Genomic DNA, 23,498 nt, shown 5'->3' with positions numbered 1-23,498 from the left:
ACGTAAACGGTGGAAATTTATTGGGCTATTTATGTCCTTTTTCTGTGTGGTTTTATTAGCAGGATGTCATTTTGATCAGTTGAATAAAGAGAATATGGAGGATATAACCCAGAAAGAGGAATTGTTATTATGGTCATATTACGAGACTGATGCACAAAAAGAGGGGCTGGATAAGGTTACGAAATCCTTCAATGAAAATCAGGATAGATATGAGATAAAGTGGGAACATGTTCCCACCACAGAATTTGTCAGGATGATATCGAGAGCTTATACAGAGCAGGAATTACCTGATCTTGTGATAATAGATAATCCTGACATGCAGCGTTTTATTCAGCTTGGGATGTTTGAGGATATCACAGAGTATGCAGACAAACTGGATTTGGAGAAGAATTATTTTCCAACAGCTGTGGGAACTATAAAATATGAGGATAAATATTACGGAGTACCATTTAACAGTAACAATGTGTGTCTGATATACAGGCCTGATCTTTTGAAAAAGGCAAAGATTAGGCCTCCATCAACATGGGAGGAATTTGATAGAGCTGCTCATGTATTGTCAAAAGATGGAAACTACGGATTCCTCATGAGCGCAATTGATGCTGAGCAGGGAGCTTTTCAGCTTGGGAACTGGATATTGTCAGCAACAGATAAGAAAGGCCTTATTACAGAGGAAGCGGTTGAAAGAACATATGAACTTCTATCGGGACTTGTATTTGACGGATGTATGCCGGCAGATTGTATAAATTATTCTCAGACAGATGTTGCAAGAAGATTCATCGATGGAGATATTGCCATGATGGAGAACGGACCATGGATATATTCTATGCTGGATGCCGCCGGAGTCGAATATGAGATGGTTCCTATGCCTGCAAATAAAAGAAACAGCGTGGTTCTTGGGGGAGAGAATCTCGGGATAATTAAGGGAAAAAATACAGAAGGAGCAATAGAGTTTATAAAATATTGTGCTGAAAAAGGTGGCATAGAGGATTTTTGTGAGATAGCGGATTTATTACCCAGCAGGATTGAATCAGCTAAAAATCTGATTTCAAAGAAGCCTGAACTTGAAATCGTTATGGCTCAGATGGATAGTGCTGTTGCGAGGACTGATATAGATGGATGGAGTAATATTTCTAATAGTCTGACAGAAGGTTTTTTAAAGGTTATTACAGGTGAGATGACATGTGAAGAAGCTGCAAGACTAATCTATTAAAAACTAGAAACGCTATAGATTCCTGTTTTTCTTCAGAAAAACGGGAATCGTATCGGACCAGGCCCTCGCGAAATGAGGAGCGCATCCTGCAGAATAATTAGGCAAGCCTATATGAAATAGGGAATAACTTATATGAATTATTTCCACCTTTTTTAAATAATTGGAATTTTTTAATATTAAAACCTCTCTTAGAATACTTGTTAGAAGGAGATGAGAGCATCTCCGGTACATCAAAATGATGTGTAACAGGCAAACTAAAGGGAGGTATTTTTATGGGTTACAAAAAGCTAGTATCAGTCATGGCAACAATGGCAATGACAGCATCTGTCCTTACCGCTTGTGGTGGTTCAAGTTCCGCTCCTGAGGGCGCTGCAACGAATGATCCTGCTGCAGAAAAAACCGAAACTACTCAGATCAGTGATTCTGAAACAGCCAAGTCGGCATCAGGAAAAGAAGAGGTAGTTATTTGGGACTATTTTGAGACCGATGCACAAAAAGAAATGATGGATACACTGCTCACAGGCTTTAATTCATCACAGGATAAGTATGAAGCTACTCACACATATGTACCGTTTGCTGATTATGAAAAACAGCTTACCCTCGGTATAGCATCAGGCGAGCTTCCGGATGTGGTAATTCTTGATGGTTGCGATATGGCGTCATTTATCTCTATGGATCTTTTTGGTGATATTTCAGATGCGGATATTGACTGGTCTGAATATATCGAAGGACCTATGAATTCCACGATGATGGATGGAAAACATTATGGCCTTCCTTTTGCAACAAACTGTACGGCACTGTTTTACAACAAAGATATACTTGATGCAGCAGGAGTTGCTTATCCGGATGAGAATACTACCTGGGAAGAATTCCATGAAATGGCAAAGAAGCTTACAGATTATGGTGTAACCGGATTTGGTAATGCTGCTATCGGAACTGATGAGGGAACATTCCAGTGTCTGCAGTGGCTATATACCGCAGGTGGTTCATACACAGACATTGAAAATGGTAAAGATGCATATGTACTTATGCAGGATATGATAAAAGATGGTTCATGGTCTAAGGAATGCGTAAACTGGGCACAGTCAGATGTATGCTATAACTGGGAAGCAGGAAACATTGCAATGATGCAGAACGGACCATGGCAAGTACCCGGAATTGCCAAGGATGCACCTGATATTAACTATGGCGTGACAGTACTTCCTAAAAAAGATGCATCAGCAGGACAGGCAACATCCATACTTGGTGGAGAAAACATGGGCGCTGTTAAAAAGGATAATATGGAGGGCGCTAAGGCATTCCTTGAATACTATAACAAGACAGAGGTTATGGTTCAGGCTATGAAGCAGTATGGTTCATTCCCTCCCAAGACAGAAGCAGCTAAAGATACATACTGGACAAATGATCCTATTATGTCAGAGTTCATTACACAGCTATCAACGTCAATACCAAGAGGACCTTCAGCAATATGGCCTTCATATTCAAATGCTATCCAGACCGGTTTCCAGGAAGTTCTCACTCTTTCAAAGGATCCCGATAAAGCAGCCAAGGATACACAGGCAGCGGTTGATGCAGTTAAGTAATGCTACAGTAAGCGCCAAAAGCATTGGCTGCTTGCTATAAATAAAAAAATGCGGGAGGGCAACTGTTCTCCCGCAATATTTTTAGAAAGGAAGGGAAAAATGCTTGCTGAAAATAAGAAAATTAGCCTGTTTAAAGAATCCGGAAGCATTGTAAAAGAAATAAACAGTGGTGAACTTGTGGTTTTTCCTGAAAGAGAGAACACAGATAATCACCATATTATAAGAAGAAAACTGTCAAGTCAGGGGAAAATGGGATTTTTGTTTTCACTTCCGGCTTTTGTTTATATGATTGTTTTTGTGGGATATCCTACTGTCTCCAATTTCATACTTAGTCTTAAAAATGTGAATGTTTACAATTTTTCCAGGCCTGAAGCTCAGGAATTTATAGGAATCTCTAACTATATAGAACTTTTTACTGATGCGAATTCAGTTATGGGGACTGCTATAGGTAACACTCTGGTATTCACGGTATCATCGATTTTTTTCCAATTTATTATTGGATTTGTACTTGCTCTTTTATTCAGTAAGAAGTTTGTGGGATCGTCATTTTTCCGCGGTGCAACTATGATATCATGGCTTCTCCCGGTAACTGTAGCCGGACTATTATTCAAATTCATCTTTGCTACATCAGGAGGAATTGCCAATCAGTTACTGATGCAGCTTCATATCATAAATGCCCCTGTCGACTGGCTCTTAAATGGTAATACCGCAATGATTGCTATTGTGGTTGCCAACATCTGGATCGGTATTCCGTTCAATATGATGCTTCTGCTCACCGGTTTAACAACAGTTCCGGCGGATATTTATGAGAGTGCCAAAATAGATGGAGCAGGAAAACTTCAGACTTTGTTTATGATAACTATTCCGGTGATAAAGCCTGCTATAATGTCTGTTCTTACTCTTGGCTTTGTATACACATTTAAAGTATTTGACCTTGTCTGGGTTATGACCAAGGGCGGACCTATAAATGCAACTGAGCTAGTAAGTACCTATGCGTATAAATTATCCTTTGACCAGTTTGAATTCAGTAAAGGTGCGGCCTCTGCCAATATTCTTTTCCTGATACTCTTTATTGTCGGAATGTTTTATATAAAGCTTATTAATTCTGAAGAGGAGGTAATGTGATATGAGGGATAGTAAAAAAGAAACTACCTTAAGCTTCGGAGCAGGACTCCTGATATTTATTATCCTGATGTTTCCTCTCTATTGGATGGTTGTAACTGCACTAAAGACTCAGGTTGAGATATTCGAGGTACCGACACCGATCTGGCCAAGGAATCTTACATTTGAAGCATTTATAAGTCAGTTTTCAAGGTCAAGTGATACTATAAAGGGATTTAGGAACAGTTTTTTAATTGCATTTTCAGCAATGCTTATATCCACTGTATTATCCATCCCTGCTGCATATGGCCTTGCAAGATTCAGATTCAGATCAAAGAAGCTCCTTATATTATTTTTCCTGATGATGCAGATGTTACCATCAACACTTATTCTGACACCACTTTATATAATGTTTTCAAAAATGGGGCTTTTGAATAATTACCTTGCTCCGATAATAGCAGATGCTACCTTGGGAATTCCTTTTTCAATAATAATTCTGCGCACATACTTTTTGTCTATTCCCAAAGAGCTTGATGAAGCGGCTGCTATAGATGGTTGCAGTCCTGTTGCATCCTTTATAAAAATTATGCTTCCAATAGCAAAGCCGGGAGTTATAGTGGCAGCTGTATTTTCATTTGTATATGCCTGGGGCGATCTTATTTATGGAATTACCTTTATGACAGATCCCAATAAACGTCCGATAACTTCAAATATTTATAACTATGTACAGCAATATCAGACTTTATGGAATGCAACCATGGCATTTGGAATAGTTGCTATTTTCCCTATCGTTATTATTTTCATATTCATGCAGAAATATATTGTAAGCGGACTGACTAATGGTGCGGTTAAGGCATAGGAGGCAAAATGAAATACAAAGCAAATTCAACGATACCGCTTTCAGACATAAAGATAAATGATGGTTATTTTAACAAATACAGAGATCTTGTGGGGAAAGTGATCATACCTTATCAATGGGATGTTCTTAATGACAGACTTGAGGATGTTGAAACAAGCCACTGCATCGAGAATTTCAAAATTGCTGCCGGGCTATCAAACGGTTCTTTTCAGGGTGCAGTTTTTCAGGACACAGATCTGGCAAAATGGCTTGAGGCTGTGGGATTTTACCTGTCATCCTATGGAAGAGATGAAAAACTGGAGAAGCTGGCAGATGATGCTATTGATCTTATAGAAAAAGCACAGCAGCCTGATGGATATCTTGATACATATTTTATAATATGCGCTCCTGATAAGAAGTGGAAAGATCTTCAGGAGGGGCATGAATTATATACCGCAGGGCATATGATGGAAGCTGCTGTGGCATATTATGAGGCGACCGGAAAAGAAAAATTCCTGAATGTAGTAAGAAAGCTGGCAGATCTTCTGGTTAAGACCTTCGGAGATGAAGATGGAAAATGTAAGGGATATCCGGGTCATCCTGAGGTCGAAGTAGGTCTTATAAAATTGTATAGAATTACCGGAGAAAAGAAATATTTAGAGCTTGCCAGATTTTTTGTAAATGCAAGAGGCGTAGGCGAAAACTATTTTCTTGAAGAGGAAAAGAAAGCGGATTTTGAGCGAATATTCCCGGATTTCAATGACTATGATCCGGCATATTCTCAATCGCATAAACCTGTGAGGGAGCAGAAAACAGCGGAAGGACATGCTGTAAGGGCTGTTTATCTCTACAGTGCAATGGCTGATCTGGCGGCTGAATATGGGGATGATGAGCTTACTGAATGCTGCATAAATCTGTGGGATAACATAGTTCACAAAAGAATGTATATAACAGGAAGCATTGGTTCCTCAGGCTTTCTGGAGCGATTCACCACGGATTATGATTTACCCAATGACTGTAATTATTCGGAATCCTGTGCATCTATAGGTCTTGCAATGTTCGGAAAAAGGATGGCAGAGCTCACACATGATGCAACATATTTTGATGATGTAGAGAGAGCGCTTTATAATACTGTTTTATCTGGTATTGCAATGGATGGTAAGGGATTTTTCTATGTTAATCCATTGGAAGTATGGCCGGATGCATGTATGGAACATACATCCAGAGCCCATGTAAAAAGCGAGAGGCAAAAGTGGTTTGGAGTAGCATGCTGTCCGCCCAATATAGCAAGAACCCTTGCTTCCCTGGGGCAGTATATATTTTGCAGCAGAGAGGATGGAATAGATATCAATCTTTTTATCTCCTCTGAAACAAAGGCAACAATATGCGATAAGCCTGTGATCATACGCATAGACAGCAGGATTCCATGGGAAGGAGATGTGAAGATTCAGATAGAATCAATTGATGAGAATGACGAATTAGCAGGGGAAATATATATTCGCGTGCCATATTATGCTGAAAACTGTGTTGTAGGCATGAAGGCTGATAATATGGATATAGATGGAGCTGAATATGAGATAAGTCATGGATATATTCCGCTAACTTTAAAGGGAAAAAGCTATACTGTTACTATGAAATTTGATATGAAGGCATCATTTGTTCATGCAAATCCGTTGGTACGTGCTGATAGCGGTAAAGTCGCAATCATGAAAGGACCTCTTGTATACTGTCTGGAGGAACAGGATAATTTTGAGAATCTTGCTTCTGTATTTATCAAATCTGATGTGGAAATTGGCGAAGAATTCGATACAAGTACATTTGGAGGAAGTGCTAAACTATCCTTCGATGGCTTCAAATTGAGTGAAGAAGGATGGGATAGCAGAACTCTATATGGGAAAAGGAGTCCTCATTTCGATAAAGTAAAACTGACTGCAATTCCTTATGCTTACTGGGGGAATCGGCAGCATAATCGTGAAATGATCGTATGGATTAAGGAAATTAACCATATTGTTTAATGATGCAGTTAGTTTACGGCGGGTCTTATGAAGATAAGACTCGTTATTTTTTTGAGCAGAGCATTTACGTTTCGATGAGTATATGGATTTTGTGCACTTTCACATTTGTAATTTTGGCGGAGTTTCAATAAAATGGGAGATAATATTAAAACGATTAAAATGTTATTGCTTGCAAAAATAAGAGGGAAAGTATGGAAAAAGAAACTATTAAGAAAGGCCTTATAATGGAAGGCGGTGCTATGCGTGGAATGTTTACCGCCGGAGTCACTGATGTTTTCATGGAAAACGGCATCGAGTTTGATGGGGCAGCTGGAATATCAGCAGGTGCGATTTTTGGATGTAACTATAAATCTCATCAGATAGGCCGAACAATCAGATACAACAAAAAGTATGGCAGGGATTCCAGATATTGCAGCATAAGATCGCTAATTAAAACCGGGGATTTGTATGGTGTTGAGTTCTGTTATCATACTGTACCGGAAAAACTGGATATTTTTGATCGTGAAACTTTTGAAAACAGCCCAATGGAATTCCATGTGGGAGCGACGGATGTAGCAACCGGAAGAATCGCTTTTCACAATTGTCTTGATGGAAGAGCAAAAGACATAGAGTGGATGCGGGCTTCGGCATCCATGCCATTTGTATCAAGACCTGTGAAGATTGATGGGAGATTATATCTTGATGGTGGCATAACAGATCCTGTTCCTTTCAGACACATGGAGAAGCTCGGATATAACCGAAATGTAATTATATTGACACAGCCCAAAGGATATCAGAAGAAAAATCATCACAATTCTGCTTTGATAAAGATGCTTCTGAGAAAATACCCTAAAGTTGCTGAAGCTATGATTAGGCGCCCTAAGATTTACAATCATCAGATGGAAGAAATCATGGATAGGGAAAATAGTGGACAATGTCTTGTGATCCGTCCACCGGAACCGCTTGGAATCAGCCGTACAGAAAATGATCCATCAGAGCTTGAGTGGGTTTATCAGGTAGGCCGCATAGAAGGTAAAAAGCGGCTTCAGGAGGTTATCAATTTTTTAAAGGGGTAAGCCTGGAGAAAACAGGTAATGAAGAATCAGAATAGTTTGTTTATAACGTTTTTATACATGAGTCCAATAAGATTTAAAGCCCAAAATGCAAAAATGATTATTTTTTGATTGAGACTATTAATTTTATTTGGAATTTTCCGATATACATATAGCAATGGATTGCCGGACGTTGGTGGAATGATTCCGCCAGGGTCTGGCTTTTTGTTTGAGCAAGTCCTCTTGTGGAGGCTTAGCCAAGCCTTGCCTAGTGCAGCTGTTTGTTTAAGTATGGAGGTGTTTCGATGTATATGAACAAAATAAAGGAACTAACAGGTCAGGGACATATTTATACCCATAGTCTGAAGCCAAGTGAAAATATGCGATCCAAATCTACATTTCTTGAAATGTTTAACAATGCTGCACAGGAATATGTGAAGGACAACAGACCATGCGAGTATTTTGACCTGGCTGGCAAAGATGGAATAATTCAATACAATAGGGCAACATTTGTCTGCAATAAAGAAAATAATACATTAGAACTGGGGGACTGCTCTAATGAAAGTAACTGCATTCGTGTGAAGCTATCAAAGGGTGGAAGTCTTCTTGTGAACAGGGAAAATGTTGATGAACTTCTGATGAGCATTGGTATGTTTTCATCTAAAGATCAGGGGCTCATCATGCAGGCTGTAATGAAGGATAAGATGGCTCAGGCTGCAAAAGATAAGCTTGAGAAAGGTGATGAAGCAGAAAAACTGATGGAAATGGTAAAATAATCGGTTTTTCATAAATAGTATGGCAGAGAGTTTAAACTGATATATATGTTGGTAGATTAAATCAGTAATAAGCTGTAATGTCTAATAGGCAAATGGCAAGAAAAAGTCGTTCCGGAATGTGTGATAACCGGAACGACTTTTTGGATATATAGTTCATCGACAAATGATGAAAACGTAACAGGTTCAGGTTATGACTTAAAGAATTTCATTTCTTCGTTCAGCTTATTAGCAATTTCTTTAAGTCCGTTAGCGGATCCTGCAAGATAATTGCTATAATAAGAGGGACAGCTGCTACAAGGAGCATTACACCAATAAGTTTTGTTTATATATTCCCGTGGGCTTAGGATAATGGGGCTGTTTATGACATGATTTTTTGAAAATAAGATAAATTAAATAAATATAAAATATATTATATTTAAGAAGGCGAATGAAATGATTAATGTATTTGGTACATTGGGACCAGCCTGTAATAGCAGAATAATTTTAAAGGATATGTTTGCATACGGTATGACCGGAATCAGAATCAATCTGTCACATGTCATGTTGTCAGATTGCATTGAGAGCATAGATAGGATTCATGATGCTGCAAAAGATATCGGGATTGTTCCGCTTATTCTCATTGATATGCAGGGGCCAGAGCTAAGAATAGGGAGATTTGAAGGCGAGATCAGCTTAGAAGAGGATGATCTGATACAACTTGGTAAAGAGGGAATACCGCTAAGTGATAAAGTAATTGCCGGTATGCAGGAAAATGATGAGATTCTGTTAGATGATGGAAAGATAATGGGGATAGTAACTTCAATATCAGAGGGCTGCGCCGAAATGAAGGTGCAGCGCGGCGGCAGACTTACTCAAAGAAAGAGCATACTGATAAAAGGAAAGGACATTATTCTTCCGGCAATTACCGATGATGACATGGAGAATTTAAAAATTGCCAAAGGGCTTGGGGTAACCGGAATAATGCAGCCTTTTGTAAGAAGCAGGGCCGACCTTTTGCAGGTGAAGGATGCGCTTGAAACTTGTGGATGCAGTGACCTTAGGATTTATGGAAAGATAGAGAATAGACTGGGAATCCGGAATATTACAGATTTTATGGATTTATGTGATGAGATAATAATTGCCAGAGGTGATCTGGGTAACAGTATGCCTCTATGGGAGCTTCCTCGCGTACAAAAAGAGATTTCAAAGGTATGTAACGATAATAAAAAGCCTTTCATGGTAGTAACACAAATGCTTGCATCAATGGAAAAGAGTGCAGTCCCGACCAGGGCTGAAGTAAGTGATATTTATAATGCTGTTCTTGACGGAGCTGCATCTGTGATGGTAACGGGAGAGACTGCAATAGGGGAAAATCCTGTAGAAGTTATCAAATATCTGTATAATACTTCACAAGAAGCACTGCAATCAGTTAATTTAAGGAAGTATTAAGATTTGATGGACATTTGTTAGACAACGTATTTTATAATTTTTATAAGTTATGTTTATTAGGAGGGTAGATAGTTGAAAAAGTCAAAATTATTTCTTATGAATTTGGGGATTTGTATTCTCATAGCCGGGTGTACGCCACCTGCACAAAGTAGTTCAGAGAACCTGTTTGAGGCAAAGTCTGAGGAAAACGCTGCAAATTCAGCAGAGGAAACCACTTCAAAAGAAACTGCCAGTGATAGTACGGAAGAGGGAGTAAGCAACGAAAAGGGTGCTCTTAACGATGTGGTTTCAGGGAATGGAAAAATAAGCCTTAAATACTATACCGATAACGTTATGGGTAAATCAGATGATGCCTATATAGATGAGGTATTAGGACTTATTCCTGCCAATGAGGAATACACAATATCTGAATTGGTGGAGAAGTTAAATGAGATTGTACATGATGAGAATAATTATTTTTCTGAAGGAGATGTGACAGCTACTGAGTTTGCGTACCTTGATTGCGGTGCAGATAATGTACCTGAACTTGCCCTTAGATTTGTCGGACCATTTGTCGAACCTGAGAGTGAGGTTACTTTGATATTCAAGGAAATGGATGGAAAAGCTCAGCTCATATACGGGTTTGTTATATGGTCGCGAAGTTTTACCGAAATAAATAACAATGGAGTTATATCCGGTGATGGCAGCAATGGAGCTTCTAACCACTGTTCACATATGTCATACATTGATTCTGACGGAGTATGCAAATTTGGATATTACGAGGAGCAGGAGCTTGATTTTGACAGTTTTGCTGATTTTAAGAACCATGATGACTATGATATATCATCTCTTAACGGAACGATAGGCACGTATTCCTTAAGACTTGAGCAATCTCAGGATGTAAACACTGACTTTGATTATTATACTTACGAAGTATTTGATAAAGATTCTTATGAAAAGATGGATGTTCAGGATCTCTATACGGACAGTGAATATAAGAAAATCATGGATTGCTTCAAGGATTATAATATTGTTTCCATGGATGAATATGAGCAAGCAAAAGAAGACAAGCTCAAATCAATAGGGATTACTGATGATATAAAAAATGCGATGGGTCCCTCTTTTGAAAATATAGATTCGACTGATGCCGATACTAAATCAAAGGATACTGAGAATGAAGCACAGAAAAAAAATGAGCCAGCTCAAATTGTTGATGATGGAACAGTGCAAAGTGAAATTGCAATGACTGAAGCAAAGCATCAGGAATATGAGAATCTTGATTGGGGCGCAATGCCTCAGGTTGAGCTTAATATCACTACAGGTGAGATGTATGATCTATGGGATAAGGAGCTTAATTCTATATGGAACAACCTTATGGAGGAAGTAGCTCCTGAGAAGAAGGAAGAGCTTCTTTCAGATCAAAGAGCCTGGATAAATAGAAAAGAGGCGGCGGTTAAAGCGGCCGGAAAAGAAGCAGAAGGAGGAAGCCTTCAGCCTCAACTCGAAAACGGAATGGCCTGGTCATATACTAGAAAGCGAGTTTATTATCTGGCGTCTGTTCTTGCTAATGTAAGAGGTGAGGATTTTGTAATTCCTTCAGAAGTTGAAGAAAGCTATAAGGATGTAGATACAGAAGATAAAGCCGTTAAGGTATCTGATAATGAAGCTGAAAATACAGAGAATAAAATTTCAGAGGATCAGGCATATAATGCTGTAATAAACTACTGTAAATCAAATAATCCGAATTTTACAACTGAACCTAACAAGGAAGGATACACAGAGTACTGGGATGTTTCAACAAACGAAGAAGGAGAGATAGTTGTACTGTATCGCTCGTATACAGCAGCCCAGACCCGTTATTATGTCAATCCAACTACCGGGGATACATATGTCACAGAGTTAGTACCGGGAATAATTGATGAGGAGCAGATGACCGGAGAAAAGTTTAATGCCAGGGATTATCTTGCTGAATAACTGTTTGGATTTTTGTATTTAACGGGGAAAATAAGATTTTCCTAATAGATTCTAAAAGGATTGAAATTAAGTAAAAGAGAGGCTGTAAATCTGCAGCCTCTCTTTCTGTAACAGTATTCAATTATTTTTCATAAGATCTTCAATTTTGTGGAAAGCAGGTTTGGGAGAGTAGTCACTATAGAAGATTCGGGTATTTGTAGTGTCTCCCTCTCTGTAATGGTCAATAAGACCAAATAGTGTAACACTTGTGATATTGGCAGGTCCGCCATTTTCATCATCAAGTGATAAAAGAAGTGAGAACACATCACCGTATCTTTTACCCTGTTTCTCAAACTGTTCATCTGTTTCTTCATCGACCCCGATAGAAAGTTCAGTGATGTGAATTTCAAGTCCAAGTTCGGCAAACTTTCGTATAGCAGTTTCAATCATCTGATCAGAAGGATAATCAATTCCCCAATAGCCCTGCATTCCAATGCCATCAATAAGACCTTTTTCCTTAAGTGATTCACAAAGTGTATAAATGGCATTTGTTTTAACCGGCTGATAGGTATTGTAGTCATTGTAAAAGAGCTTAACGTCACTGTCGGCATATTTTCTGGCATAGGTAAAAGCTGCCTCCACATAATCAGGACCTATGGTATCATACCAGGGATTTGGATCCTCACCGCATTTGGTTCTGCACATGAAATCACTTTCAGGGTCATAGCTGTCAGGTTCAACAGCCTCGTTTACAACATCCCAGCAATAGATTACGCCCGGATATTCCTCCTGAACATGTGTTATGAGCTGCTTGATATAGCTCTCCATGCGCATGAGCATGGTATCCTTATCTACATATTCGCCATCATCTGTGTAACCTTCTCTGAAGAACCATCCAGGTGCCTGAGTGTGCCATACAAGCGTGTGGCCGCGCATCTTCATACCATTTTCTTTGCACCATTCAAGAGTAGGATCAATTGAACCAAAGAAAAGAGCAGGAGTTCCATCACCTGTTTTCAGGCTCTCAATGGATCCTTGCTGATCAAGTATGTAGCCGCTTTTCATAAGGTTCGTCATAGTGCAGCTATTAAAATGCTTTTTAGACAGTTCCATGTATTCCGGAAGATTAAGAGTCTGATTTTCCAGAGTACTTCCATTAATGCCGACTCCAAGCATGAAATTATCTGCATATAAATCCTTCAGTGAAGCCGCATTTAATGAATCTTCAATTGTTTCTTTCGGTTGTTCATCCGAGGACTCATCATTTTCAGACGAACCATTACTATCTGAAGCATCGTTGTCATCTGATGCATCAATAGCCTCTTCGATGTCATCTGCTACATCGTTGTTTGCCGCATCGCTTTCTGCTTCAGAACTACCCGGAACTCCGGTATTCTCTATAGTAGATGCTGATTGAGCCGATGCGGATGAGCTACTTTCAGCGCTTGCAGCATTTGTATTGCTGTTTCCGCAACCGGCTAAAAGCCCCATAGTTAAAGCCAGTGCTATCAATGTTTTCTTTCTCATGATCATGAAAATATACCTCCCCTTTATGATTTTCTCCATTCTGTTGATAGTATAGACGTTATATAAAGACCAATCTAATCATTATTTGTGATTCACATATATAATGTTGCTAAATCACAACAGGAATCATGGGAAATTACTCATGATATAAAGGTGACATCAGACTGCTAATATCGATATAATAGATATATCTGCCGCTAACTATAGAGCCTTGGGCGATATTACTGGTGGGTGGCAATTATAAAAAAGGACACGATAGTATAAATGAAAAAGTCAGATATTAAATATAAGCTGGCAGAAGCTATGAAAATATGCATGAAAACCACTACTGTGGAAAATATCACAGTTAAACAGATTGTGGAGGAATGTGGAGTTTCAAGACAGAGCTTTTACCGTAATTTCATAGATAAATACGATTTGATTAACTGGTATTTTGATCGCCTGCTGGAGCAATCCTTCAAGGAGATGGGAAGTGGAGAGACCATTCGTGAAGGGCTGATTAAAAAGTTTGAATATATCAAGCAGGAGAGACTGTTTTTCACAGCGGGTTTTAAAGGTGATGATCAGAATAATCTAAAAGAGCATGACTTCATAATGATATATGAATTTTATTGTGATCTGATCCGTAAAAAGACTGGCGAAAATCTTGATAAGCATACAAGAAAGCTTCTAGAAATGTATTGCCAGTCATCAATTTATATGACAGTTCAATGGCTCATGAAAGGTATGAAGGAAAAAGAAGAGGAACTGGCGGATTTAATGATAGATGCCATGCCGGGGACGTTACACACGTTGTTTAAGAGTATAGGATTAGTTGAATAGTCCGCTAAAACTGTGGCTTTGGGAAATTTTGATTAATGTTACACATGTATCTATTTGTAACTTATATTTGTAGTTGGCCTGATGATAGAATATTAAATATGGGGTGTGTTAACGAATTAACACATAAATGATTTAGCAAAAAGGAGTGAATAATAATGGCTAACAGAATTTCTCTTAATCCAACATCCTATCATGGTGCTGGTGCAATCCAGGAAGTAGTTAATGAGATCAATGCACATGGTTTCAAGAAGGCATTTGTAGCTTCTGACCCGGATCTCATCAAGTTTGGTGTTACAGGCAAGGTTACAGAATTACTTGATAAGGCTAATATTCCTTACGAGATTTATTCAGATATTAAACCCAATCCTACTATTGAAAATGTAACGAATGGTGTTGAGGCTTTCAAGAAGTCAGATGCTGATTGCATCGTAGCAATCGGTGGTGGATCTTCTATGGATACATCCAAGGCAATAGGTATCATCATAACCAATCCTGAGTTTGCTGATGTTCGTTCCCTTGAAGGTGTTGCAGATACAAAGAATCCCTGCGTGCCTATTATTGCGGTTCCTACTACAGCAGGTACAGCAGCTGAGGTTACTATCAATTATGTAATCACTGATGTTGAAAAGGAGAGAAAGTTCGTATGCGTTGATACACACGATATGCCTATAGTTGCAGTTGTTGATCCTGAGATGATGGCTTCAATGCCCAAGGGCCTTACTGCAGCAACTGGTATGGATGCGCTTACTCATGCAATTGAAGGTTATACAACTAAGGCTGCATGGGAGATGACAGATATGTTCCATCTCGAAGCTATCCGTCTTATTTCAAAGAATCTGCGTGATGCAGTAGAGAATAAGAAGGAAGGACGTGAGGGCATGGCTCTTGGTCAGTACATTGCCGGGATGGGATTCTCAAATGTAGGTCTTGGAATTGACCATGCTATGGCTCATACACTTTCAGCTCATTATGATACTCCTCACGGAGTTGCATGTGCTATGTTCCTTCCTATTTCCATGGAATTCAACCGTGAATACACAGGTGAGAGATTACGTGAAGTTGCAAGAGCTATGGGCGTAGAAGGTGTGGATAATATGTCACAGGAAGAATACCGTGATGCTGCTATAGCAGCAGTTAAGAAGCTTTCTGAGGATGTAGGTATTCCGAAGACTCTTGATAAGATCAAGGAAGAGGATTTGGATCAGCTTGCTACGGATGCTCTTAATGACGCATGCTATCCCGGAAATCCCCGTGAAGCTACAAAAGAACAGGTTATCGAAATGTTCAGAATGCTTATGGCATAATCGAAAATTATTTTGAAATTATTAAAGGTGTCAGGATTATAATATCCTGGCATCTTTTTTTGAACAAAGGTTTCATGAGCTTACCATACAAGTCCCGGGTATTTTCTGGGGTGGCCGGGCTTGCTATAATGGTATTCTGGACCAATTCAGAATAATTATAAATACAAAATAAAGGTGTAAAAATGCGAATATATTATCATCTGCCGGGACTATTTGAATTTTATGAGCTTTATAGGATTTTTCTTAAGCTCTTTCGTGAACATAGGGAATATTTCTACGATTGGTGCGATATAGGATCAATATATGGAGCACCGGATGACTGCCTCTGGGGAGGCGGCAGAGTAGGATATGGAGATGAAAAGCCTGAGAATGTTGCAGCACTGATGAAGGAATACAATATATCTGCAAGGCTTACTTTCAGCAATTCTCTTCTTCGGGAAGATCATTTATCTGATAAAAAGTGTAACCTGTTATGCGAATTATTTGAAAATTCCGGTGAAACTGAGAATGGAGTAATTATTTGTTCAGATATACTGATGGAATATATTAAAGAAAAATATCCAGAATTGTACTTTGTTTCATCAACAACGAAGGTTCTCACGGATTTTGATGAATTTGAAAAAGAATTAAATCGTGAGGATTTCAGATTTGTTGTGCCGGATTTCAGACTCAATAAAAAGTATGACAGATTGCAGGTTTTAAATGAAATACAAAAGCATAAGGTGGAATTTCTATGCAATGAATGTTGTCCATATGGATGCACTGAAAGAAAAAAATGCTATGAAAATGTCAGCAGAAAAAATCTTGGGGAAGATTGCGAAGATCATATCTGTAAGTCACCCGGTGCCCAAAATGGTTATAGATTTTCAGAGGCCATGAAAAATCCGGGTTTCATAGGAGTAGATGATATAAAAAACATCTATGCTCCTATGGGATTTGATAACTTTAAAATAGAAGGACGAAGCCTCGGAAGTGCCATGGTTTTAGAGTTTTTGCTCTACTATATGACAAAACCTGAATACGTCCTGTCTGTCAGGGAAGAAATATATCTGGACAGTATGCTGGATCTGTTTTAATAGAAGAATCAGGTTTGTATATGAGATTATATAAGCCCTGCAAATACTGTTGCGAATATTACAGTAAGAATACCGGCAACGGCGATTGACAGTGAACTCATGGCACCTTCAATTTCTCCGATTTCCATTGCCTTTGCAGTTCCAATCGCATGTGCTGCAGTTCCAAGTGCGAGACCTTTTGAAATTGGCTCATGGATTCTGAATATTTTGCAAATAAACTCTCCCAAAATATTTCCAAGAACTCCGGTGATAACGATGACCGCAACAGTGATAGTCACATATCCGCCCAGCTCTTCTGATACACCCATTCCTATGGCTGTTGTGATGGACTTGGGAAGAAGTGTAACGTAGCTTTTATGGGAAAGTCCCATGAGCTTTGCTAAAACAAATACAGTGACAAGGCTTGTAAGGACGCCGGATGTGATGCCCAAAATGACAGCCTTAGCGTTATTTTTAAGAAGTTCCCATTCCTCATACAAGGGGATGGCGAGGCATACCGTGGCAGGGGTAAGAAGCCAGCTTAGATACTTTGCTCCCTCGTTATATGTGTCGTAGTCAATTCCACATGTAAATAAAAACAGAATAGTTACTATTATTGATATAAGTAAAGGATTGAAAAATCCGAACCCAAATTTCTTTTTTAACCATACACCTAATCCGTAGGAAGCAAGGCTGATCGTAACACCAGCATAGGCGCTGTTTTGCATAAATTCTGTCATTACGCTGCCTCCTTCAGATCTTTATGATCATTCTGATCCTTATGGATAATAATCTGTGAAACAGATCCGGTTGCAGCCATTACTGTAAAGATTGTGATAACAGTAATAATTGATACAGGAACAAGAACAGGCTGGAGTACGTTCCATGATGACATCAGCCCTACACCGGCGGGGATGAACATGACCGGCATTATTTCGATGAGGAATTTTCCGGTCTCCTTAACCTGATCCAGTTTGATTATTCCAGTGAGGAGTAAAACAAACATAAGAACCATTCCATAGATGCTTGAAGGTATCGGAAGTGGAAGGATTGCTTTAAGAATTTCTCCCACTAGGGAAACTAAAAGGATTAATAAAAACTGCTTTAAGTACTTCATTGATTTTTACCTCTATATATAAAAATATCCCACACATTATACAAGAATAGAATTAAGAATCAAGTCGGTAATATTTAAACGTGCTCAATCTATTTTTATAGAGGATTTTTTGAATATTAATTACTGAAACTACTATGTATTTAGTCAATTATCTGACTAATTTTGCATCTGCAAGTGTGCAGTAGGTTGTTCCATTCTCTTCGTAGGTCTTAAAGGTTCCAATGACTGTTACAAAATCCTCGGTATCTGCCGGATAATTACCATCGGACAACTGGAATTCGATGCCTTGGGCGCAGCAGGCTGTTGCATCCTGGATTATGCATGCGTAATAATCATTTCCGCTGTTATCATCATGATAATGATCATAAAGACCGTCCATTTTAATGGTTTTTCCAATATAGTTCTCAGGATAATACATCATTTGATAAACTTCAGAGTAGACCATAGTTGCAGATAATACTGTAATATCAACATCCACTGAAGGATCCGGCTTGAGTTCAACTGATTCTGTGTTATCTTCGTTAGTCGCATTTGTATTATTTTCATTTTCAGATTTTTCATTGGTTGAAGCGGCAGTGCTCTGACTTGTCTGTTCCTCTAAAACCTGCTTTACAGAAGGGGCTGATTGAACAGCGACTGATTTTGAGATTAGTGATTTATCAGCGTTGCTTTTGCAGGCAGATATCGGTATTAACATAAGAAGAATCAGACATGGTAATAGTAATATTTTTTTCATGTTCTTACGCCTCCTAAAAATCCGCTGATCAGATAACAGACAGCGAATGCAACGACCTGTGTTGCCACAATTGTTGATCCCACAGGAGTTCCTGCAAGGATAGAGATAAGGATTCCTGCCACAGCACATATGACAGAGATGAATGCTGAAAAAATCGTAACCTTTTTAAAGCTTCCAAATAATCTCATGGCTGTAAGAGCCGGAAAAATGATAAGCGCTGATATAAGAAGAGAACCTACCAGATTCATGGCAAGGACAATTATTATGGCAATAACAGTTGCAATAAGCAGGTTGTATGCATTTACATTTGTTCCGATAGCTCTTGAGAAGTTTTCATCAAAGGTTATGGCAAAAAGCTTGTTATAGAATAGAATAAAAAGTATCACTACCAGCGCAGATAGTACTATGCTGAGCCACATCTCAAACCTGGTAAGTGTCAGGATTGAGGTTGAGCCAAAAAGTGTTGAGCACACATCTCCTGAGAGATTACTGGAGGTGCCGAATATGTGCATCAAAAGATAACCAAAGGCAAGGGCACCAACAGAAATCATAGCTATTGCCGCATCACCTTTGATTTTGGTATTTTGTCCTGTTCTAAGAAGGAGGATGGCGCTGATAATTGTAATAGGCAATACCAGAACCATCTTGTTTGTAAGATTAAAAACACTTGCTATTGCAATTGCTCCGAAAGCTACATGTGAAAGGCCATCCCCTATGAAGGAAAATCTTTTGAGAACTAATGTTACTCCTAACAAAGAAGAGCATAATGCCACAAGAGTTCCGACAATAAGGGCATATCTTACGAAAGGATATTGCATGTATTCAAATAATATTTTCATTTAAAGGGTCTCCTTTGAAAGCTGTAAGTATTCCTCTTTTGTGCCGAAAAAGAGATCATCTCCTACAAAAAGAATATGACTGGCGTATTCCAGGGCGGCATGAATATCATGAGATATCATAATGATGCTCATGCCGCTATGATTCAGATTATTTATAAGAGAATACATCTCTTTTGTTACTATAGGATCAAGTCCGGCAACAGGTTCATCGAGAAGCAATACCTTCTTGGCTGCGCATAATGCTCTGGAAAGAAGTACTCGTTGCTGCTGTCCGCCTGAAAGATCTCTATAGCATCTTTTGGCAAGGTCTGTTATGCCCATTTTCTCCATGTTTTCCTTTGCAAGCTGTTTTTGCTTTGCGCTGTAAAAAGGGTTAAAACCGGTCTTTGACTGGCATCCTGAGAGAACGATCTCTTCCACTGATGCAGGAAAATCTTTTTGTACCACTGTCTGCTGGGGAAGATATCCTATTTCATTTTTCTTAAGGCCATCGCCGAATAATACTTCTCCATCAAGTGGATTGGATAATCCAAGTATGGTTTTCATAAGAGTTGTTTTACCGGATCCGTTTTCACCAATGATACAAAGATAGTTTCCTTCATTCACGGTAAAATTAATCCCGCTTATAATTGCCTGGGAATCATATCCGAGAACCAGGTCTTTCACAGTAAGTAGAGCCATTACAAAATCCTTTTAAAAACTACTTTTATTAACGCCAATGCACGAGTCGGGTGGACATGATTGTATTTTCACCTGGCTATGCACGGGGAGTTACTTTTGTGTTGTTAACGATTTGAGGACAGAGCTTCTTTTAGAACCTCCAGATTATTTTCCATGATAGACAGGTAAGAGGCTCCGTTTTCAACATCTTTTGCTGTCGTGCTTTGCATTGAATCCAATGTCAGAATCTGTTGATCTTTTGTGGCAGTATTTTGGACAATGGTTTCAGCAATTTTATGGTCTGCACCCTCAATAGTCAGCACAGAGGAGAGTCCCAGTTCGTCTACCTTTCCGGCAAGAAAAGCGATTGTTTCAAAGCTTGCCTCAGTTTCTGCAGAGCATCCGACAAAAGCAGCATAGTAATCAAGGCCATAGTCATCAGTCATGTATCTGAAGGGGAAGCGGTCTCCAAAAAGAACGGTTTTCATAGCAGCAGAGGAAACAGCATCCGCATATTTTGAGTCGAGATTGTCAAGTTTTTTTGAATAATCATCGGTATTGGCACGATAATATGATGCGTTTTCCGGATCTATGGTTTCCAAAGCACCTTCGATACTTTCGCAAATGGCCTTGGCATTTTTCAGAGAAAGCCATACATGTTCGTCATATTCAGGACCTTCTTCTTCACCTTCAGCTTCTTCGCTATCTTCTTCCTCGGCTTCCATACCTTCCACCAATTCCTCTTCTTTAATGGAGCTGCCAAGAGTATCAAGCAGATTTATTACGATCATATTTTCATTGAGACTTTCCTTAAGTGCATCCTCAACCCACTCATCGGACTCGCCGCCAACATATATAAATAAGTCGCAATCGGCTATATTGGCTATATCCATGGCTGTGGGCTGATAGCTGTGAAGGTCAACTCCGTTATCAAGAAGCATATATACCTCAGCGTCATCTTTTTTGTCACCAAGAATGGCGTTGACCCAGTCATACTCAGGGAAAATAGTGGTCACAATTTTTGCTTTTTTATCTGAAGATTCTATATTTTCAGATGTCACGGTGTTTTTGGTTTCAGAAGCTGCAGCGTCAATATTCTTAGAACCGCAGGCAGTAAGAGTAAGCAATATCGATGATATTGCAATAACAGATATTATTCTTTTCATTTAATAAATCCTCCCGATATGGTTAGTGATTAAAAAAGTGCATAAAGATTCCGTCAAAGGGCAGAAATTCCCTGCAGTTTTAATTATTTAATCGCACCATTTCGGAGACAGGAGTGGAATAAATACGATGGTTGCCGATCTCAGAAATCACGGCAACAGGAAGTGTTATGACAATCAAAGCTACAGCCAGAGCGATTATGCCATCGCCTAACTGATTGAGATTGTTTTCACACTGATGAAGTATTGCACAGACAGGACACTCATCGCCTGTACAATCATGAAGCGACTCAGTCGCCACAAAGATAGCAGAAAAAAGCACAACAAAAACCATTGTCATACCCAGTATGGCAACGAGGAAATTAACAATGAAATTATGTTTTCCACTAATTGTTTGCATGCAGTGCTTTCCCTTTCAAAATTGCGACCATTATATAGCGAGTAGTTTGTAAATGTCAATTATTAAAGTTATTTATTGTTACAATAATTTCACGATTTCTTGAACGCAATAAGGAGAAAGCGTTCAAGAATCATGCCTTCGGCAGGATACGCCCCTCGCTTTGCGAGGGCCTGGTTCAATATGAGAATAGAATTTCTGAAGAAATTCAATTTTCTATACGTAATTGTAGGCAAAATGCGGCTCTTTTCTGTATAATAATTGAATGAAAAAGGTTTTGAAAAAATTTCTGAATGTAACATTTATAGAGGAGGAACCATCATGACGAAGTCATGATTCGGAATGGTTCCGACCGATAGGGCAGGATTACGAAGTAATCGTGCCAATACACAAAGAGGAGGAATGGCATGAATTACATTTATGAAATGCCGGCAGAAATGTTGGCAGAGACTAACAAAAGGGGACATGTCGAACCGATAGAATATGATTCACAGACTTATGATAAGGATGAGAGACCACTTCGTAAAACGGCGCTGGTATATCTTCCTTACGGATATGATAAATCTGCGAAATATAATGTTCTATATCTTCTTCATGGGGGTGGATGCAATCACAATTATTGGTTCAAGGATTTTCCTGATACAGTAACTATCCTGGATAATATGATTGAGAAAAAGATTTGTGATCCATGCATTATAGTTACTCCGACTTTTTATCATGACGAAGAGGATCAGCATGTTCATGATGAGTCAAGATGTGAGAACTTTATGCATGAACTGAAAAATGACCTTATTCCGGCTATAGAGAGCAAATATGCATGCTATACAGACGGTGACGTATCTGAAGACAATCTTATAAAAACCAGAAACCATCGCGCTTTCGCAGGACTTTCTCTTGGCTCTATGACAACATATCGCGCGGCATTTTATAACAACTTTAATCTTTTTGCATGGTATGGACCGTTTTCAGGTTGTTGCGGACCCTTCGGAGATCATGATATAGAAGTTGAAAGAATCTGCAATACATTAAAGGATGGAAAATCCAAGGGATATGAACTTGGATTTATGTTCTGCTGCAATGGGGATAAGGACATTGCATTCGAAGAACACAAGGATATAATGGAAAAAGCTGTTAGCAAGACAGATCTTCTTGTTCCGGGAAAGAACTATGATTTTTATATAATTCCCGGAGGTGTCCACGACATAAAAGCGTGGCAGTTGCATCTGTATCATGCTTTACAGATTTTTTTCAAGGAATGATTTTTAGTTATTCGGAGGACTGACATTTAATATGAATGTCTTTGACATTATCGGACCTGTTATGATAGGTCCTTCAAGTTCTCATACAGCGGGAGCTGTGAGACTTGGCAGGGTTGTTAATAAATTAATGGATGGCAATATTCCAAAGGAAGTGGAGATTACACTTTCCGGGTCTTTTGCCCAGACTTACATGGGACATGGGACTGACAGGGCACTTCTTGCAGGAATTATGGGTTATCACAGCTATTCTCCGGAGATAAGAGATGCTTTGAAGATAGCAAGCGATAGAGGCATTAATTACAGCTTTAAAAAAGAGAACATAAAAGGCGCACATCCAAATACAGCTGTTATTCAATATGAGCTTGATGATGGAACTATAGGTTTCATGCAGGGAGCCAGTGTAGGTGGCGGGAATATACTTGTTAATCAGATAAACGGAATGAACGTCGATTTTAACGGGGATAATAATACTATTCTCGTGATGCATGAGGACAAACCCGGTGTAATAGCAAGTGTTACGAATGTGATGCACTGGAAGTATGCAGAGCTGAATATTTCAAATTTTCATCTGTCAAGGGAAGAAAAGGGCGGAAATGCGATCATGACAATAGAAATAGATTCGCTTCCTCCGGAGACCCTTATAGAAGATATCAGAGAGCTGGAGAATGTTTCAAACGCTCTTCTTATCAGAAGACTTTAATATGT

22 protein-coding genes are annotated in these 23,498 nt (G+C 39.0%); 14 read left to right on the top strand and 8 right to left on the bottom strand.

The features are described 5' to 3' along the window. Positions 1 to 46 precede the first annotated feature (46 nt). The 9 genes from T501_RS12530 to T501_RS12490 all read left to right on the top strand — a co-directional run bounded on the left by T501_RS12530 (position 47) and on the right by T501_RS12490 (position 11,935). Complete coding sequence (locus T501_RS12530; protein WP_197027957.1) at positions 47 to 1,210, top strand: ABC transporter substrate-binding protein; 1,164 nt, start codon at positions 47 to 49, stop codon at positions 1,208 to 1,210. A 272-nt stretch (positions 1,211 to 1,482) separates the two neighbouring features. Next, on the top strand, positions 1,483 to 2,793 hold the full coding sequence (locus tag T501_RS12525) for an extracellular solute-binding protein (protein WP_044915139.1): 1,311 nt from the start codon (positions 1,483 to 1,485) through the stop codon (positions 2,791 to 2,793). Positions 2,794 to 2,892: 99 nt separating this feature from the next. Next, the gene (locus T501_RS12520; RefSeq protein ID WP_330377055.1) at positions 2,893 to 3,918 is read left to right on the top strand and encodes a carbohydrate ABC transporter permease; all 1,026 of its coding nucleotides are present in this window, start codon (positions 2,893 to 2,895) and stop codon (positions 3,916 to 3,918) included. A 1-nt stretch (position 3,919) separates the two neighbouring features. After that, positions 3,920 to 4,753, top strand: a complete 834-nt coding sequence (locus T501_RS12515) for a carbohydrate ABC transporter permease (protein WP_026511664.1) — start codon at positions 3,920 to 3,922, stop codon at positions 4,751 to 4,753. A gap of 8 nt (positions 4,754 to 4,761) precedes the next feature. After that, complete coding sequence (locus tag T501_RS12510; protein WP_044915138.1) at positions 4,762 to 6,747, top strand: glycoside hydrolase family 127 protein; 1,986 nt, start codon at positions 4,762 to 4,764, stop codon at positions 6,745 to 6,747. A 191-nt stretch (positions 6,748 to 6,938) separates the two neighbouring features. After that, positions 6,939 to 7,802 (top strand): patatin-like phospholipase family protein, encoded by an 864-nt coding sequence (locus T501_RS12505; RefSeq protein ID WP_330377054.1) that lies wholly within the window; start codon positions 6,939 to 6,941, stop codon positions 7,800 to 7,802. A gap of 287 nt (positions 7,803 to 8,089) precedes the next feature. Further along, entirely contained in the window at positions 8,090 to 8,554 is a 465-nt protein-coding gene (locus T501_RS12500; RefSeq protein WP_207641192.1) for a hypothetical protein, read from the top strand. Between the two features lie 432 nt (positions 8,555 to 8,986). Beyond that, a complete protein-coding gene (locus tag T501_RS12495; RefSeq protein WP_044915135.1) occupies positions 8,987 to 9,982 on the top strand; it encodes a pyruvate kinase in 996 nt (331 codons plus the stop codon). Between the two features lie 72 nt (positions 9,983 to 10,054). Beyond that, the gene (locus T501_RS12490) at positions 10,055 to 11,935 is read left to right on the top strand and encodes a lysozyme inhibitor LprI family protein (protein WP_044915134.1); all 1,881 of its coding nucleotides are present in this window, start codon (positions 10,055 to 10,057) and stop codon (positions 11,933 to 11,935) included. Positions 11,936 to 12,052: 117 nt separating this feature from the next. Here the strand turns inward: T501_RS12490 and T501_RS12485 are convergent, their stop codons facing one another. Further along, a complete protein-coding gene (locus T501_RS12485; RefSeq protein ID WP_050008296.1) occupies positions 12,053 to 13,447 on the bottom strand; it encodes an endo-1,4-beta-xylanase in 1,395 nt (464 codons plus the stop codon). A 258-nt stretch (positions 13,448 to 13,705) separates the two neighbouring features. Between T501_RS12485 and T501_RS12480 the strand changes: the two genes are divergently transcribed. From T501_RS12480 to T501_RS12470, 3 genes are all read left to right on the top strand, one after another. Continuing rightward, a complete protein-coding gene (locus tag T501_RS12480) occupies positions 13,706 to 14,263 on the top strand; it encodes a TetR/AcrR family transcriptional regulator (protein ID WP_044915133.1) in 558 nt (185 codons plus the stop codon). Positions 14,264 to 14,418: 155 nt separating this feature from the next. Beyond that, positions 14,419 to 15,567 (top strand): lactaldehyde reductase, encoded by a 1,149-nt coding sequence (fucO, locus tag T501_RS12475; RefSeq protein WP_044915132.1) that lies wholly within the window; start codon positions 14,419 to 14,421, stop codon positions 15,565 to 15,567. A gap of 182 nt (positions 15,568 to 15,749) precedes the next feature. Next, positions 15,750 to 16,643, top strand: coding sequence for a hypothetical protein (locus T501_RS12470; protein WP_044915131.1), 894 nt, complete (start codon positions 15,750 to 15,752; stop codon positions 16,641 to 16,643). A gap of 26 nt (positions 16,644 to 16,669) precedes the next feature. Here the strand turns inward: T501_RS12470 and T501_RS12465 are convergent, their stop codons facing one another. The 7 genes from T501_RS12465 to T501_RS12435 all read right to left on the bottom strand — a co-directional run bounded on the left by T501_RS12465 (position 16,670) and on the right by T501_RS12435 (position 21,537). Further along, entirely contained in the window at positions 16,670 to 17,362 is a 693-nt protein-coding gene (locus T501_RS12465; protein WP_026511673.1) for an LrgB family protein, read from the bottom strand. Then, on the bottom strand, positions 17,362 to 17,739 hold the full coding sequence (locus T501_RS12460) for a CidA/LrgA family protein (protein ID WP_026511674.1): 378 nt from the start codon (positions 17,737 to 17,739) through the stop codon (positions 17,362 to 17,364). Before T501_RS12460 ends, T501_RS12465 begins: the two co-directional genes overlap by 1 nt. Positions 17,740 to 17,887: 148 nt before the next feature. Continuing rightward, on the bottom strand, positions 17,888 to 18,475 hold the full coding sequence (locus T501_RS12455; RefSeq protein WP_050008295.1) for a hypothetical protein: 588 nt from the start codon (positions 18,473 to 18,475) through the stop codon (positions 17,888 to 17,890). Then, a complete protein-coding gene (locus T501_RS12450; protein WP_044915130.1) occupies positions 18,472 to 19,314 on the bottom strand; it encodes a metal ABC transporter permease in 843 nt (280 codons plus the stop codon). The genes T501_RS12455 and T501_RS12450 overlap by 4 nt, the downstream gene beginning before the upstream one ends. Next, entirely contained in the window at positions 19,315 to 19,995 is a 681-nt protein-coding gene (locus T501_RS12445) for a metal ABC transporter ATP-binding protein (RefSeq protein WP_026511676.1), read from the bottom strand. It lies immediately after the preceding gene. 104 nt (positions 19,996 to 20,099) lie between these two features. Continuing rightward, positions 20,100 to 21,140 (bottom strand): metal ABC transporter substrate-binding protein, encoded by a 1,041-nt coding sequence (locus tag T501_RS12440; protein WP_044915129.1) that lies wholly within the window; start codon positions 21,138 to 21,140, stop codon positions 20,100 to 20,102. A gap of 79 nt (positions 21,141 to 21,219) precedes the next feature. Continuing rightward, positions 21,220 to 21,537, bottom strand: a complete 318-nt coding sequence (locus tag T501_RS12435; protein ID WP_044915127.1) for a hypothetical protein — start codon at positions 21,535 to 21,537, stop codon at positions 21,220 to 21,222. Between the two features lie 404 nt (positions 21,538 to 21,941). Between T501_RS12435 and T501_RS12430 the strand changes: the two genes are divergently transcribed. Together T501_RS12430 and sdaAB are read left to right on the top strand one after the other, a co-directional pair. After that, on the top strand, positions 21,942 to 22,793 hold the full coding sequence (locus T501_RS12430) for an alpha/beta hydrolase (protein ID WP_026511678.1): 852 nt from the start codon (positions 21,942 to 21,944) through the stop codon (positions 22,791 to 22,793). A 31-nt stretch (positions 22,794 to 22,824) separates the two neighbouring features. After that, positions 22,825 to 23,493 (top strand): L-serine ammonia-lyase, iron-sulfur-dependent subunit beta, encoded by a 669-nt coding sequence (gene sdaAB, locus T501_RS12425; protein WP_044915125.1) that lies wholly within the window; start codon positions 22,825 to 22,827, stop codon positions 23,491 to 23,493. The last annotated feature ends 5 nt before the right edge of the window (positions 23,494 to 23,498 follow it).

Source organism: Butyrivibrio sp. WCE2006, assembly GCF_000701985.1.
Classification (GTDB): domain Bacteria; phylum Bacillota; class Clostridia; order Lachnospirales; family Lachnospiraceae; genus Butyrivibrio.
The sequence above is the reverse complement of the archived record's forward strand: the minus strand, read 5'-3'. Positions and strand labels throughout refer to the sequence as shown.